The organism is Pseudomonas sp. LSJ-87 (assembly GCF_032971465.1).
Classification (GTDB): domain Bacteria; phylum Pseudomonadota; class Gammaproteobacteria; order Pseudomonadales; family Pseudomonadaceae; genus Aquipseudomonas; species Aquipseudomonas putida_Z.
The window spans coordinates 13,885-27,778 of record NZ_JAWJYQ010000033.1 but is presented as its reverse complement, the minus strand read 5'-3'; the positions used below and the strand labels follow the sequence as shown (position 1 = coordinate 27,778).

Sequence of the window (13,894 nt, the reverse complement as noted above, 5' to 3'; positions counted from 1 at the left end):
TATGGAATTCACCACTCAACACTTCATCGCATTGGCGCCGATGCTGATCACCACCATCACCACGGTGGTGGTGATGCTGGCGATCGCCTGGAAGCGCAACCACTCGCAGACCTTCCTGCTGTCCACCGTGGGCCTCAACCTGGCCCTGCTGTCGATCCTGCCGGCACTGAAGGTTGCGCCGCTGGCGGTCACCCCGCTGATCACCATCGACAAGTTCGCCTGCCTGTACATGGCGATCATCCTGGTGGCGACGCTGGCCTGCGTCACCCTCGCCCACGCCTACCTCGGCGAAGGCTCCAAGGGCTTCCCGGGCAACCGTGAAGAACTGTACCTGCTGCTGCTGATGTCGGCCCTCGGTGGCCTGGTGCTGGTCAGCGCCAACCACCTGGCCGGCCTGTTCATCGGCCTGGAGCTGCTGTCGGTACCGGTCTACGGCCTGGTGGCGTATGCCTTCTTCAACAAGCGCTCGCTGGAAGCCGGCATCAAGTACATGGTGCTGTCGGCCGCTGGCTCGGCCTTCCTGCTGTTCGGCATGGCCCTGCTTTACGCCGACGCCGGCAGCCTGAGCTTCGACCAGATCGGCAAGGCCCTGGCCGCCACCAGCATGCCAAGCCTGGTGGCCCAGCTGGGCCTGGGCATGATGCTGGTCGGCCTGGCCTTCAAGCTGTCGCTGGTACCGTTCCACCTGTGGACCCCGGACGTGTACGAAGGCGCCCCGGCACCGGTCGCCGCCTTCCTGGCCACCGCCAGCAAGGTTGCGGTGTTCGCCGTGGTCGTGCGCCTGTTCATGCTCTCCCCTGCTGCCAGCAGCGGCGTGCTGAGCACCGTGCTGGCGGTGATTGCCGTGGCCTCGATCCTGATCGGTAACCTGCTGGCACTGACCCAGAGCAACCTCAAGCGCCTGCTCGGTTACTCGTCCATCGCCCACTTCGGTTACCTGGTCATCGCCCTGGTCGCCAACAAGGGCCTGGCACTGGAAGCAATGGGCGTGTACCTGGTCACCTACGTGATCACCAGCCTGGGCGCCTTCGGCGTCATCACCCTGATGTCCTCGCCTTACGGCGGCCGTGACGCCGATGCACTGTACGAGTACCGCGGCCTGTTCTGGCGTCGTCCGTACCTGACTGCGGTACTGACCGTGATGATGCTGTCGCTGGCGGGCATCCCGCTCACCGCCGGCTTCATCGGCAAGTTCTACATCATTGCCACTGGCGTCGAGTCGCACCTGTGGTGGCTGGTCGGTGCGTTGGTGATCGGTAGCGCCATCGGTGTCTACTACTACCTGCGCGTCATGGTCACCCTGTACCTGGTCGAGCCGAACCTGCGTCGCCACGACGCCCCGCTGAAGTGGGAACAGCGCACCGGCGGCGTCATGCTGCTGGCCATCGCCATTCTCGCCTTCGTGCTGGGTGTGTACCCGCAACCGCTGCTGGAAATGGTCCAGCAAGCCGGCCTGCAACTGATCGGCTAATCGCGCCCCGGTAAAACAAGACACCCCGCTCATGCGGGGTGTTTTTTTATCTGCGCGCTTTTTATCCGTGAGCATGAAGGCTCATTTACCGGGATTGTCCTGCGCGGACCCCGGCAGCGCTGCCTTGCGTAAATCACCATTGGCCGAAGGCAGGTACACTTCCGGGTTGGGCATGCCGCTGGGCGAGAGTTCATGGGTCATTTCGAACTCGGCGCGCACCGACCAGCCACATGCCTCGTTGGTGCATTGCAAATAGGCGATCCGCAGGAAAATATGACGCCCTTCACTGGTGCGTATGCGCATCCGGCTGTGGCAATGCGGGCAAACCAGCTTGTATGTACTCACGGCAAATACCTGCAAACATTGTTCAGGCTTACCTTCTGTGAGAATAATCGTCCGGTTTTGTCAGTATTGGCTGCATATATAGGTGTATTCTTCAGTTTGATGCTTCTCATTGCAGGAACGCTCCTTAAAACGCAGGGCTGTATTCATAACGAGTAGTTTAAGCCCATGGAATATCATTAAACCAGTCATGGATATTTGTTATGAGTACCCACGTACTTGCTTCGGTGCTGGCCAGGCTGAAGCTTCTGACCGCTACGGAATCCGATGCCGAGCTGTCCAGAGCGCTTTCGATCAGCCCGCAGACATTGAGCAGCTGGAAGGTGCGCGACAGCATTCCTTATTCACTATGCATAGACATCGCCAGGCAATACGCATGCTCATTGGACTGGCTTCTGCTGGGTGAACCCGAACGACATCGCGCAGGCCTGGACGAAGACGGCTGGGAACACGACATGCTCGCGCGCCTGCGCACCTTGTCGCTTGCCGATCGCCAGGCCGTTCTCCTGCTGGTCCAGGACAAGCAACGCATCCAGCAGCTGGAACGGCAATTGAGCGCGCTGACCAGTCGCCCGCCCAATGCCGCCAGCGGCTAACCCCGGCGGCGCCAGCGCTGGATGAGTTCGCGCGGGTCCAGGGTATCCAGCCAGACCATCACCTTGAGGCTGATGGGGATCACCACCACGGCAGCCACGAACGCCGCCATGCCACGGCTCAGCAGGGGCACCAGTGACGAGACCAGCGGCTCGAACAGGTGGCCCACCCCCACGGTCACGAATACCAGCAACAGTTTCTTGCCCAGCGTCAGGCGCCTGGCCTTGTTGGTGATCAACCGGTCGCGCGCCGCGCTCACCAGCAAAGCCCCCAGCAGCGCGGCAAACAGGACATTGCCATCCACGCCCAGCAACTCCACCAACGCCGGGGCCAGGCTGTCGAAAACAGATTCTTCAGTCATGGGCAGCCCCTCTGTGTGCGGCGGGCAGGTAGGCGGTCGAGCCCAGGCTATGCATGACCGCGGCTTCGACAAAGCGGATGTAGCACACCCGCAATGCACGCCCCTGGTCATGCCCGGCCACATCCTCGAGGCGCTTGTAGCCCCGTTCTCGCAACACCGCGCGCCAGCGCGCGAATTCGCGTGCCGCGTCGATGGCCGCGCAGCGTGCGGCCACCTCCAGCGCAGCCTCACTGACAGGCCGCTGCAGGTTCAGGCGCTCACGCAGCCTGCCCAGGTCCACCCGTGGCCAGAACGGGTCATGGCAGTCGGCAAAACGCGGTAACCGAGGATCGTTGCCCATGCTTCACCCCCTCACTGCTCGGCCAGCATGCCGTAGCGAATGGCTTTGATCACCGCAGCCACCCGCGTGGGCACATCGAACTTGCGCAGGATGTTCGACACATGGAAGTTCACCGTCGATTCCTTGCATTCCAGGATCCGGCCAATCTCCCACGAGCTCTTGCCGTAGGCACACCACAACAGCACTTGCCGTTCACGTGGCGTCAGGCGAACCGGGGCGTCCGCCAGGGGGGGCTGCGAGTGTCGTGCGTTGTCAGTCATGTTTGAACTCCACGGGTGATTGAGCGAGGCATCGCTGCCGGTCTGCAATCACCTTACGAAGCGCGGGTCGCCCTGCTCCATCGCTACGGCTTGTAAAGAACTTTCGTACAAAACCGTCTGACGAAGGTTGCGCGATATTTGTCGACTTTCCTCGTGCTCCAAGCGGCATTTCGCTCGTCTCAACGCCGTTGTCCATTCGCCTTTCGCCTGGAGTCGTACAATGCGTTGCGTTTTGCCCCCACCATCCTGCCTCGGCCTGCTGGCTGCTTTCGCTGCCTCCCAGCCCGCCCTGGCGGCACCTTCGGTCGAGTTGGGCCAGGTGCTGATCACCGATGAGGAGCAGAACGACCTGACCGCCGCCAGCGAACGCCTGCACGAAGTGCCGGGCGCCAGCAACCTGGTGGACATGCAGCGTGTAGGGCAAGGCCGGGTTGCCAGCAACCAGGATGTACTTGCCTACCAGCCCGGGGTATTCGCGCAATCGGCGGGCAACGATGGCATCAAGCTGTCGATCCGCGGTTCGGGCATCAACCGCGCACCGGGGGCCCACGGTTCCGGGGTGTACACGATGTTCGACGGCCTGCCCCTGACCGGCCCGGGCGGTACGCCCTACGAACTGTTCGAACCGCTGTGGCTGAGCCGTGCCGAAGTGCTGCGCGGCGCCAACGGCTTCGACCACGGGTCCCTCGCCCTTGGCGGTGCGATCAACTACGTCACCCACACCGGCTACGACGCCGCGCCGCTGCAGGTGCGCTACGAAGTCGGCAGCCGCGGCTACCAGCACCGGCACATCAGCTCGGGGCAGGTGCTGGGCAACCTCGACTACTACGTGGCCCTGACCGATTCGGAATATGACGGCTACCAGGCGCACAGCAGCGGCAGCGCCAAGGGGGTTGCCGCCAACGTCGGCTACCGCTTCAACCCGAACCTGGAAACCCGCTTCTACCTGCGCTATCGGGAAACCGAGAACGAGTTGGCCGGGCGCCTGACCAAGGAGCAGATCAAGCACCACCCCCGCGCCGCGAACCCGGCCTACCTGGCCCGCGACGACAGCCGCCCGCAACCGGGCAGTACCTGGGTGGGCAACAAGACCACCTTCTACCTCGACGACGATGCGCGCCTGGAAGCTGGCCTGGTCTACCACGACTACCCGATGGACCTGCGCGAAGGCCCGATGCGCCTGAAGGTGGCCTATACCGATGTGAGCGGCACCTTGAACTACTTCCGCCGCGACACCCTGTTCGGCCACGAGAGCAAGACCACCGTCGGCTGGCGCACCACCAAGCACCTGCCCAACAGCGGTGCTTCACAGTTCGAACGCACGGGCGACGTGTTCGGCAAGCGTACACGTGACTTCACCTACCAGGGCTCGGACACCGTGCTGCATGTGGGCAATGACCTGGAGCTGGTACCGAACCTGTGGCTGACCACAGGCCTGGCGATGATCTATACCCGTCGTGAAAGTGATGTCACTTACCCTGCCGAGGGTGGCAAGGTGAGCATGCACAACTGGGACTATGCGCCACGCGTGGGGCTGCGCTATGACATCAGCCCGGACCTGCAGGTGTATGGCAACTTGAGCCGCTCGGTAGAGCCACCTCACCCGTGGTCGCTGATCTGGAGCTCGCCCAAAGTAGGCGGCAAGCAGATCCAGCCGATCGAGATGCAGAACCAGACCGCCACGACCCTGGAGCTGGGCGCGCGTGGCGATTCGGCGCTTGGCCGCTGGGACCTGGCCTGGTACTACTCGCAAGTGCGCCACGAGCTGCTGGCCGTGGAAGTGGTGCCGAACTTCACCTCGGAATTCAACGCCAGCGCCACCGTGCACCAAGGCGTGGAAGCCGGCCTCGACAGTACCCTGTGGGAACGTGCCGGCACTGGCAAGCTGAGCTTGCGCCAGGCCTACACCTTCAGTGACTTCCACTACCGCGATGACGACAAGTTCGGCGACAACCGCCTGCCGGGCATCCCGATGCACTACTACCAGGCCGAGCTGCGCTATGACTGGCCGAGCGGTTTCTACGCGGGGGTGAACACGCAGATGGCGTCGAAGGTGCAGGTGGACTACGCCAACAGTTACCACGCCGATGAATATGCCCTGCTCGGCGCACGCCTGGGCTGGGATTCACCGAAGCAGGACTGGCAGACCTGGCTGGACCTGCGCAACCTGACCAACAAGCGTTATGCGGCGACGGTGACACCTGGCTACAACGATGCTGGAAAGGATGAGGCCCGTTCGACGCCAGGCGAAGGCTTTGGCGTGTATGCCGGGGTTTCCTACAGCTTCCGCTAGGCCGCCGGGGCCGCTGTGCGGCCCATCGCCGGCAAGCCAGCTCCCACACCGACCGCATCGCTCTCAATCCATGTGAATTTCCTGAAGAAGCAAATCTCCAAAGCCAACGCGGTCGGTGTGGGAGCTGGCTTGCCGGCGATGGGCTGCGGAGCAGCCCCTTTGAAAGCTGACACCGAATGAACAGGCCTCAAACCGCCCTGTTCAACTTCACCCAGGAAGCGAACTTGTCGATAAACGCCTGCAAGAACGGCCGGGTCTTGTCACTGAGCTTGCCCGCATCGTCGAACAGGCTAGCCGCGCCGCCAATGTAGGCCTCGGGCATCTGCATGCACGGCATGTCCAGAAACACCAGCGACTGGCGCACGGCATGGTTGGCACCAAAGCCACCAATGGCCCCAGGCGACACACTGACCACCGCCGCCGGCTTGCCACTCCAGGCGCTTTGCCCGTAAGGCCGCGAGCCCACATCGATGGCATTCTTCAGGCCGCCAGGTACCGAGCGGTTGTACTCCGGGGTAACGAACAGCACCGCATCACTGCGGCGGATCTCGTCGCGAAAACGCTTCCACGCTTCCGGCGGCGCTTCGGCCTCGACATCCTCGTTGTACAACGGCAAATCGCCAATCTCGACGATCTTCAGGGCAAGGCTGGACGGCGCCAGCTCCGAGAGTGCGCGGGCGATCTTGCGGTTGTAGGAGTCCTTGCGCAAGCTACCGACGACCACTGCTACCGAATACACCTGGCTCATGGCAATTTCCAACCTCTGCTGGGTAAAGGGACGTTGTAGTTATAGATGACCGTTCCTCGGCGCTTTGGTTTTTTTTCCGCAAGGCGAAAACTTCCGACGCTGTTCCACGGTCTATGCCTGCAGACATTTCTCACGTAATTCAGAGGTTTCCACCCAAATGGCAGCAGTAATGGTCGGCCAATTCCACGCCCGTGACGCCGAAGGCCGCATCTACCCCGTGCACGAGTTCCAGGAGTCGACCCTGCAAACCGACGGCAGCACGCTGGGCGCCCCCATCACCACCTATCGCCTGGCCATCGGCGACAAGGTCAACCACCTGGGTGAAAACCGCTTCGAACTGGCGCGCAGCGGCGTCGAGATCATTCGCATTCCCTGATGCAATCCACCGTGTAGCGGCCGCTTTCGTTCTGCAGGCCGTGCACGTCGGCGACGAAACCTGGGAAGCCCTGGTTGAACGCCCGGGCGAACGCCAGGTAATCGACTATCGAGCGGGTCGCCTCGGTAAACCGCTCCCCCGGCATGATCAACGGAATACCAGGCGGGTACGGCACCAACATCACCGCTGCCACCCGCCCCAGCAGCGCCTCGATCGGCACCGCCTCCACCTCACCGCGCACCATCTGGTCATAGGCCCGGGCCGGGCTCACGGCTACCTCCGGCAAGCGCGTGAACAGCCGCTTCAGCTGCTTGGCCGTGGCATTGGCGCGGTAGCAGCCATGCAACTGGTCGCACAGGTCGCGCAGGCCCATGCCCTGGTAGCGTGAGGCATCGGCAGCCACCACGCTCGGCAGGCAGTTGCTCAGGGCGGTATTGCCGTCATAGTGGCGCTTGAACTCCAGCAACTCGGTGAGCAAGGTGCTCCACTTGCCCTTGGTGATACCCATGGAGAACAGCACCAGGAAGCTGTACAGGCCGGTTTTCTCCACCACCAGCCCCCGCTCCCAGAGGAACTTGCTGACCACTGCCGCCGGGATGCCATGCTCGCCCAGCGCACCGCCCGCGCTCAGGCCTGGCATTACCAGGGTCACCTTCAGCGGGTCGAGCAGCACATAGTCGTCCGCCACTTCGCCAAAGCCATGCCACTCCGCCCCCGGCTGCAGCAGCCAGTCCTGCGCGGCCAGGCGGTGGATGCCTTCGGCGCTCGGCGGCTGCCAGATGCTGAACCACCAGTCGTCGGCGGCGATGTGCTCGCGCAGGTTGGCCAGGGCACGGCGAAAGCTCAGCGCCTCGTCGAACATTTCTTGCAGCAGCGAACGCCCGGCCGGCCCTTCCATCATGGTCGAAGCCACGTCCAGCGAAGCGAGGATGCTGTACTGCGGCGAGGTCGAGATGTGCATCATGAACGCTTCGTTGAAGCGGTCACGGTCCAGTTGGCGCCTGGCCCCGTCCTGCACATGAATCATCGAGGCCTGGCTGAACGCGGCCAACAGCTTGTGGGTGGAATGGGTGCTGAACACCAGCGGGCTGTCTGCCGCGCAGGCCGTGCCCATGGCATAGCGCCCGGTGAAGAACTCGTGGAACGCCGCATAGGCGAACCAGGCCTCGTCGAAGTGCAGCACCTCGACACTGGCGCCCAGGGTCTGCTTGATCAAGCCGGCGTGGTAGCACAGGCCGTCGTAGGTGGAGTTGGTCACCACCGCCAGCTTGATGCGCTGCCCGCGATCACGGGCGAGAGGGTTGGCCTGGATCTTCGCCTGGATCGCCTCGGGGCTGAACTCGCTGAGCGGGATCGGGCCGATGATCCCGAGTTCGTTGCGCTCGGGGCACAGATAGAGGGGGATGGCACCGGTCATGATGATCGCGTGCACCACCGACTTGTGGCAGTTGCGGTCCACCAGCACCAGGTCGTCGCGGCCGACCATCGCGTGCCAGACGATCTTGTTGGCCGTGGAGGTGCCGTTGATGACGAAAAAGGTGTGGTCGGCGCCAAAGTTGCGCGCGGCCCTGGCTTCCGCTTCGGCCAAGGGGCCGGTGTGATCGAGCAGCGAGCCCAGCTCCGGCACGGAAACGGACAGGTCCGAGCGCAGGGTGTTTTCCCCGAAGAACTGGTGAAAGGCCTGGCCCACCGGGCTTTTGCGATAGGCCACGCCGCCGCCGTGGCCCGGGGTGTGCCAGGAATAATTGGACTGCGCGGTGTGCTGCACCAGGGCCTTGAAGAACGGCGGCAGCAGGCCGCCCAGGTAGATATGTGCGGCACGCGCCACCTGGCGCGCAAGAAACGGCACGGTGTCTTCGAACAGGTAGAGGATGCCGCGCAGCTGGTTGAGCTCGCTCATGGCTTCGGCGGGGGCGTTTTCCAGGGTCACCTGTTCGCCCAGGGCGAAAATCGGCAGGTTGGGGGCACGCAGGCGGGCCAGGCGGATCAGCTCGGCCATGTTCTGCAGCAGGTGGGTATTCTCGCCGACGCCCTCGGCGGCAATCAGCATGCAGGCCAGGCCATGGTGGGTGGCGGCGACCAGGCAGGCCTCGGCATGGTCGGCGGCGGCGAGGATGGCAAAGCCGTCCTGACGCAGTTCCTCGGCGATGCCCCGCACACGCTCGCCAGCGACGCTGTCGGCCTTGATGGCGCGGTGCACGATGAGGATGGGGAACTTGAGGTCCTTGTACATCAGGTGGCTACCTCCGAAGGACATGACGTCCATTTCAGGGTAGTTGAGCCTTGTATTGCCTGTGCAGGCCTCTTCGCGGGTGAACCCGCTCCCACAGGGACCGCATTGCATTCAAGGCCAGTCGATTTCCTGTGGGAGCGGGTTCACCCGCGAAAGGGCCGGAGCAGGCGAAAAATCAGCCAGCAGGTGTCTCGGTCAGAGCCTGCCACATGGATGGCCCACCCGCCGACTTGGCAATGGCCGCCAGGCGCTCGGCATGCGCCTCCAGCTCCTCGGCACTGGCCATGATCACCCGCCCGGGCGCCCGCCCGGTAATACGGCGAATCTCGCTGCCACCAGCACCCGCCCCTTCATCCCCGGCCTCTGCACCATGCCCGGCCAGCGACAGGCTGGTCTGGCCACCGGTCATTGCCAGGTAGACGTCAGCCAGCAGTTCCGAGTCGAGCAATGCGCCGTGCAGCTCACGGCCCGAGTTGTCGATGTCGTAGCGTTTACACAGCGCATCCAGGCTGTTGCGCTGCCCCGGGTGGCGCGAGCGCGCCAGCAGCAGGGTGTCGAGGATGGTGCAGTGCTGCGAAATGTCCGCGCGGTCCTGCTGGCCCAGCAAGGCAAATTCGTTGTTGATGAAGCCAACGTCGAACGCCGCGTTGTGGATGACCAGCGTGGCGCCCTGGATGAACTCGAAGAACTCCTCGGCAACATCGCCAAAGCGTGGCTTGCCGACCAGGAAGGCATCGGTGATGCCGTGGACGTTGATGGCGCCCTCGTCACTCTCGCGGTCCGGCTGCAGGTAGACGTGGAAGTGCCGCCCGGTCAGGCGCCGGCCGATGACCTCGACACAGCCGATCTCGATGATCCGGTGGCCTTCGCTGACCGGCATACCCGTGGTTTCGGTATCGAGAATGACGAACCGTTTATCTTGCTGCTGCTCCACGCGGGGCGCTCCAACTTGCATCAGTTACAAAGGCCGGAATTGTACCCCAGCTCAACGCTTGGCGCGCACCTCATCGACCCCACGGTTGGCCAACTGGTCGGCGCGTTCGTTGCCGGGGTGGCCGATATGCCCGCGTACCCACTTCCAGGTCACCTTGTGGCGGTTGACCTGCTCATCCAGCTGCTGCCACAGGTCGGCGTTCTTCACCGGCTCCTTGGCCGCGGTTTTCCAGCCGCGCTTCTTCCAGTTGGTCATCCATTCGTTGATGCCCTTCATCACGTACTGCGAGTCGGTGGTCAGCACCACTTCGCATTCGCGCTTCAGCGCCATCAAGCCCTGGATCGCGGCCATCAGTTCCATGCGGTTGTTGGTGGTTTCGCGTTCGCCGCCCCACAGTTCCTTCTCGACGCCCTTGTAGATCATAAGGACGCCCCAGCCGCCAGGGCCAGGGTTGCCCTTGCAGGCACCATCGGTAAACATCTCGACGTTTTCGCTCATGTACCACTCATGTTCAGTGCTTTTCAGTATCCGGGTTGGCTGCCGCGCGGTTGACCTTGGCCAGTGGCAGCGGCAGCAGCTTGCCCATCGGCTCGCGACGCTCCTGGCGCAACGGCCGCAGACCCACCACCATCTTGCGCGCTACCAGCAGGTACACCCCGCCACCGGAGCCCTGCCAGCCGCCGGCCACCCGTTCCCAGCCCGCCAGGCGCTGCTGCCAGGCCGGTGAGGCAAGCGGCGGACGATAGCACCCGAAGCGGCGTTTCTCCAGCGCGAAGCCCAGCAGGTTGAGCCAGTCGCCCACCCGTGACGGCGAGATGCAACGGGCCTTGCGCAAGGCGCCGTGGCTGAAGAAATGGCGCATGCCCCAGCTGCTCCAGGGGTTGATCCCGACGATCAGCAGGTGCCCGCCCGGGCGCACCGCGCTGGCCGCCTCGCGCAGCAGGCCGTGGGGCGAAAGGCAGAAATCCAGGCCATGCTGCAGCACCACCACGTCGGCGGCGTGCTCGCTCAGCGGCCAGGCCTGCTCTTCGCAGACAATCTCCACCCCCGGCAGCGGGGCACCGAGGCGCACGTTGCGCTGCACCTGGGGCGCGCTGGGCGGTGGCTCGGAGCAGGGCCCGTAGTGCACAAGGTAACCCCCGAAGAAGCGCCCGAGCTCTTCTTCCAGCAGTTTTTCCTCCTCCTTGAGCATCAGTTGGCCGAGTGGGCCGTTGAACCACTCACGGGCCAGGCTGATCAGCTTGACCCAGTCCGGGTCGGCCTGGGCAAAGGCTTGGTCGGTCATTGCGCTCTCCCTCGAAGGTTCTCGCACCGCGCCATCGCGGATAAGATGCCTTCATGTGCCACGCTAGGCGAATCGGATCCGCACCATGATACAGATCGATGCTCTCCCCGCTTTCTCCGACAACTACATCTGGTTGTTACAGGATACTGCCAAACGCCGCTGCGCGGTGGTCGATCCGGGTGACGCCGGCCCAGTGGAACGCTGGCTGTCGGCCAACCCCGGCTGGGTACTGAGCGACATCCTGGTCACCCACCACCACAACGACCACGTCGGCGGCGTGGAACGGCTCAAGCAACTGACCGGCGCGCGGGTCTGCGGCCCGGCCCACGAGCGCATTCCCTGCCGTGACCTGGCGCTGGACGAAGGTGACCAGGTGACGGTGCTTGGCGTGACCTTCCAGGTGCTGGCCGTGCCCGGCCATACCCTGGGGCATATCGCCTTGTTCAGCGACCAGCCGGCAACGCCGGTGCTGTTCAGTGGCGACACGCTGTTCGCCGCCGGTTGCGGGCGCATGTTCGAAGGCACCCCCGAACAGATGCAGCCAGCCCTCGCCCGCCTGGCAGCCCTGCCAGAGCAGACCGAGGTGTACTGCGCCCACGAATACACCCTGAGCAACCTGCGTTTCGCCAAGGCGGTGGAACCCGACAACCCGCACGTTCAGCAGCGGTTCGAGGACGTTACCCGTTTGCGTGCCGACAATCGCATCACATTGCCATCAACGATCGGTCTGGAGCGCCTGACCAACCCCTTCCTGCGCACCTCTGAAACATTAGTTAAACAAAAAGCAGACGAATGGAAGGGACATTCAAACCCCTCGCATGTCGCTGTTTTTGCTGCCTTGAGGTCTTGGAAGGACGCCTTCTGATAACCTCAAGATATATCGCAAGCGATGGTCAAAGGTTGACCAGGCCCGGAGCGGTTTCTAGAATCGCCGAAATTTTTCGCCCGGAAACCTGTGTCAGCCGATGTCTTCCCGTAGCCGCAGAACCTCTCATTCCGTCGCCCTGACGCGCCTGGCCCAAATCAGTGCGCTGGCCCTGGCCGCCACTTTGGTGGGCTGCCAGAGCACCCGTCAGCTCGACGAATCCGATAGCGTTCGCGCGCACAACTACCAGGCGCGGATCAAGCACAAGCCTTCACCACTGCTGGTCAAGCCGGCCGAGCAGGCACCACAGGACGTGTGGGAACGCATGCGCCAGGGCTTTGCCCTGCAGGACAACATCGACGTCAACCCGCGCATCGAGCAGCAGCGCCTGTGGTTCGCCAGCAACCCAAGCTTCATCGAAAGCGCCGGCGAGCGTGGCAGCCTCTACCTGCACTACATCGTCGAGCGCCTCGAAGAACGTGACATGCCACTGGAGCTGGCCCTGCTGCCAGCCATCGAGAGCGCCTACAACCCGATGGCCTACTCGCGCGCCCATGCCGCGGGCATGTGGCAGTTCATTCCGTCCACCGGCCGCCACTTCAACCTGCGCCAGACCAACTTCTACGATGGCCGTCGCGACGTGACCGCCTCGACCAACGCCGCGCTCGACTACCTCAGCCGCCTGCACGACATGTTCAACGGCGACTGGCTGCTGGCCCTGGCTGCCTACAACGCCGGCGAAGGCACGGTCAGCCGCGCCATCGAGCGCAACGAACGGCTCGGCCTGCCCACCGACTACTGGAACCTGCCGCTGCCGCAGGAAACCCGCGACTACGTGCCCAAGCTGCTGGCCCTGTCGCAGGTGGTACTCACGCCGGAAGCCTATGGCGTGAACCTGAACCCGATCGCCAACGAACCCTACTTCGAGGCGGTGGCCATCAACGACCGCCTCGACCTGTCGCGGGTAGCGGCCTTCGCCAACATCGACGAAGACGAGCTGATCCAGCTCAACCCGGCATTCAAGAAGCGCATGACCGTGGATGGCCCGCAGCAGCTGCTGGTACCCACCGCCAAGGCGCAGCTGCTGAGCGACAGCCTGTCCAACCTCAAGCCCGAGCAACTGGTCAGCCTGCAGCCGAACAAGGCGGTGTTCGCCCGCGCCGTGGCCGAAGCCAAGGCCCCGGTGGCGGCGCGCAGCTACCGGGTCAAGCGCGGCGACAACCTGGGCGCCATCGCCAAGGCCAACCGCGTTTCGGTCAAGGACATCAAGCGCTGGAACCGCCTCTCCGGCAACAGCGTGCGCGCTGGCCAGGTCCTGGCCCTGCGCGGTGGCAGCGCGCCAAGCGCTGCTGGCAATCGGGTAGCCGCCTCCGGGCAGCGCTCCACGCAGTACAAGGTACGCAAGGGCGATTCGCTGTACCTGGTGGCCAAGCGCTTCAACGTGGAAATGAAGCACCTCAAACGCTGGAACCCGCGCAGCGGCCATGCCCTGAAGCCAGGCCAGACCCTCACCGTTTACCTCTCGCATTGATACGAAGCCCGGGGCCTTTGCGCGGCCCTGTGGGAGCGGCCTTGTGTCGCGAAAGGGGCGCGAAGCGGCCCCAGGATTTCAGCTTCGCCGCGTAAACTGCCGGGGCTGCCATGCAGCCCTTTCGCGACGCAAGGCCGCTCCCACAGGTACCGCGTCACCCGCAGCGACCGGCAACTGGCTGAACCACTCGCCCCACCTTCAAAACCTCTCTTTTTCCAACCCCACCAAGCTGTTACTGTACCCCGATCAAAGCCCAACGCC

15 protein-coding genes are annotated in these 13,894 nt (G+C 63.8%); 6 read left to right on the top strand and 9 right to left on the bottom strand.

Features of this window, described 5'->3' with window-relative positions:
- Nucleotide 1 precedes the first annotated feature (1 nt).
- Nucleotides 2-1,471: an NADH-quinone oxidoreductase subunit NuoN gene (nuoN, locus tag RYH74_RS19490; RefSeq protein ID WP_317409946.1), complete on the top strand. Its 1,470-nt coding sequence runs from the start codon at nt 2-4 to the stop codon at nt 1,469-1,471.
- A gap of 81 nt (nt 1,472-1,552) precedes the next feature.
- Here the strand turns inward: nuoN and RYH74_RS19485 are convergent, their stop codons facing one another.
- Complete coding sequence (locus tag RYH74_RS19485; RefSeq protein WP_075047021.1) at nt 1,553-1,816, bottom strand: ogr/Delta-like zinc finger family protein; 264 nt, start codon at nt 1,814-1,816, stop codon at nt 1,553-1,555.
- A gap of 200 nt (nt 1,817-2,016) precedes the next feature.
- On the opposite strand from RYH74_RS19485, the gene RYH74_RS19480 reads away from it, so the two are divergent.
- Nucleotides 2,017-2,409 (top strand): helix-turn-helix domain-containing protein, encoded by a 393-nt coding sequence (locus RYH74_RS19480; RefSeq protein WP_075045811.1) that lies wholly within the window; start codon nt 2,017-2,019, stop codon nt 2,407-2,409.
- Here the strand turns inward: RYH74_RS19480 and RYH74_RS19475 are convergent.
- From RYH74_RS19475 to RYH74_RS19465, 3 genes are read right to left on the bottom strand one after another with little or no spacing between them, the layout of a single operon-like run.
- The gene (locus tag RYH74_RS19475) at nt 2,406-2,768 is read right to left on the bottom strand and encodes a hypothetical protein (RefSeq protein ID WP_075045812.1); all 363 of its coding nucleotides are present in this window, start codon (nt 2,766-2,768) and stop codon (nt 2,406-2,408) included. The two genes, RYH74_RS19480 and RYH74_RS19475, sit on opposite strands and share 4 nt — an antisense overlap.
- A complete protein-coding gene (locus tag RYH74_RS19470; protein ID WP_075045813.1) occupies nt 2,761-3,108 on the bottom strand; it encodes a head completion/stabilization protein in 348 nt (115 codons plus the stop codon). The genes RYH74_RS19475 and RYH74_RS19470 overlap by 8 nt, the downstream gene beginning before the upstream one ends.
- A gap of 11 nt (nt 3,109-3,119) precedes the next feature.
- Nucleotides 3,120-3,368: a helix-turn-helix domain-containing protein gene (locus tag RYH74_RS19465; RefSeq protein WP_317409945.1), complete on the bottom strand. Its 249-nt coding sequence runs from the start codon at nt 3,366-3,368 to the stop codon at nt 3,120-3,122.
- Between the two features lie 220 nt (nt 3,369-3,588).
- On the opposite strand from RYH74_RS19465, the gene RYH74_RS19460 reads away from it, so the two are divergent.
- Nucleotides 3,589-5,661 carry a TonB-dependent receptor family protein gene (locus RYH74_RS19460; RefSeq protein ID WP_317409944.1) on the top strand — a complete coding sequence of 691 codons (2,073 nt, stop codon included), beginning with the start codon at nt 3,589-3,591 and terminating at the stop codon, nt 5,659-5,661.
- Between the two features lie 187 nt (nt 5,662-5,848).
- Here the strand turns inward: RYH74_RS19460 and RYH74_RS19455 are convergent, their stop codons facing one another.
- Complete coding sequence (locus tag RYH74_RS19455; RefSeq protein ID WP_075045816.1) at nt 5,849-6,409, bottom strand: NADPH-dependent FMN reductase; 561 nt, start codon at nt 6,407-6,409, stop codon at nt 5,849-5,851.
- Between the two features lie 157 nt (nt 6,410-6,566).
- Between RYH74_RS19455 and RYH74_RS19450 the strand changes: the two genes are divergently transcribed.
- Nucleotides 6,567-6,785 carry a hypothetical protein gene (locus RYH74_RS19450; protein WP_003261019.1) on the top strand — a complete coding sequence of 73 codons (219 nt, stop codon included), beginning with the start codon at nt 6,567-6,569 and terminating at the stop codon, nt 6,783-6,785.
- Here the strand turns inward: RYH74_RS19450 and RYH74_RS19445 are convergent.
- From RYH74_RS19445 to RYH74_RS19430, 4 genes are all read right to left on the bottom strand, one after another.
- Nucleotides 6,769-9,018, bottom strand: a complete 2,250-nt coding sequence (locus RYH74_RS19445; RefSeq protein ID WP_286101895.1) for an Orn/Lys/Arg decarboxylase N-terminal domain-containing protein — start codon at nt 9,016-9,018, stop codon at nt 6,769-6,771. The genes RYH74_RS19450 and RYH74_RS19445 overlap by 17 nt on opposite strands.
- Nucleotides 9,019-9,193: 175 nt before the next feature.
- Nucleotides 9,194-9,952: a DNA polymerase III subunit epsilon gene (gene dnaQ / locus RYH74_RS19440; RefSeq protein ID WP_085590408.1), complete on the bottom strand. Its 759-nt coding sequence runs from the start codon at nt 9,950-9,952 to the stop codon at nt 9,194-9,196.
- Nucleotides 9,953-10,003: 51 nt separating this feature from the next.
- Nucleotides 10,004-10,450, bottom strand: coding sequence for a ribonuclease HI (gene rnhA / locus RYH74_RS19435; RefSeq protein WP_317409943.1), 447 nt, complete (start codon nt 10,448-10,450; stop codon nt 10,004-10,006).
- A 13-nt stretch (nt 10,451-10,463) separates the two neighbouring features.
- The gene (locus RYH74_RS19430) at nt 10,464-11,237 is read right to left on the bottom strand and encodes a class I SAM-dependent methyltransferase (protein ID WP_317409942.1); all 774 of its coding nucleotides are present in this window, start codon (nt 11,235-11,237) and stop codon (nt 10,464-10,466) included.
- 85 nt (nt 11,238-11,322) lie between these two features.
- Here RYH74_RS19430 and gloB point away from each other — a divergent pair, with 85 nt between their 5' ends.
- Together gloB and RYH74_RS19420 are read left to right on the top strand one after the other, a co-directional pair.
- Nucleotides 11,323-12,102: a hydroxyacylglutathione hydrolase gene (gene gloB / locus RYH74_RS19425; RefSeq protein ID WP_075045819.1), complete on the top strand. Its 780-nt coding sequence runs from the start codon at nt 11,323-11,325 to the stop codon at nt 12,100-12,102.
- Between the two features lie 100 nt (nt 12,103-12,202).
- Nucleotides 12,203-13,633, top strand: coding sequence for a lytic transglycosylase domain-containing protein (locus RYH74_RS19420; protein WP_046615577.1), 1,431 nt, complete (start codon nt 12,203-12,205; stop codon nt 13,631-13,633).
- Nucleotides 13,634-13,894: the final 261 nt, after the last annotated feature.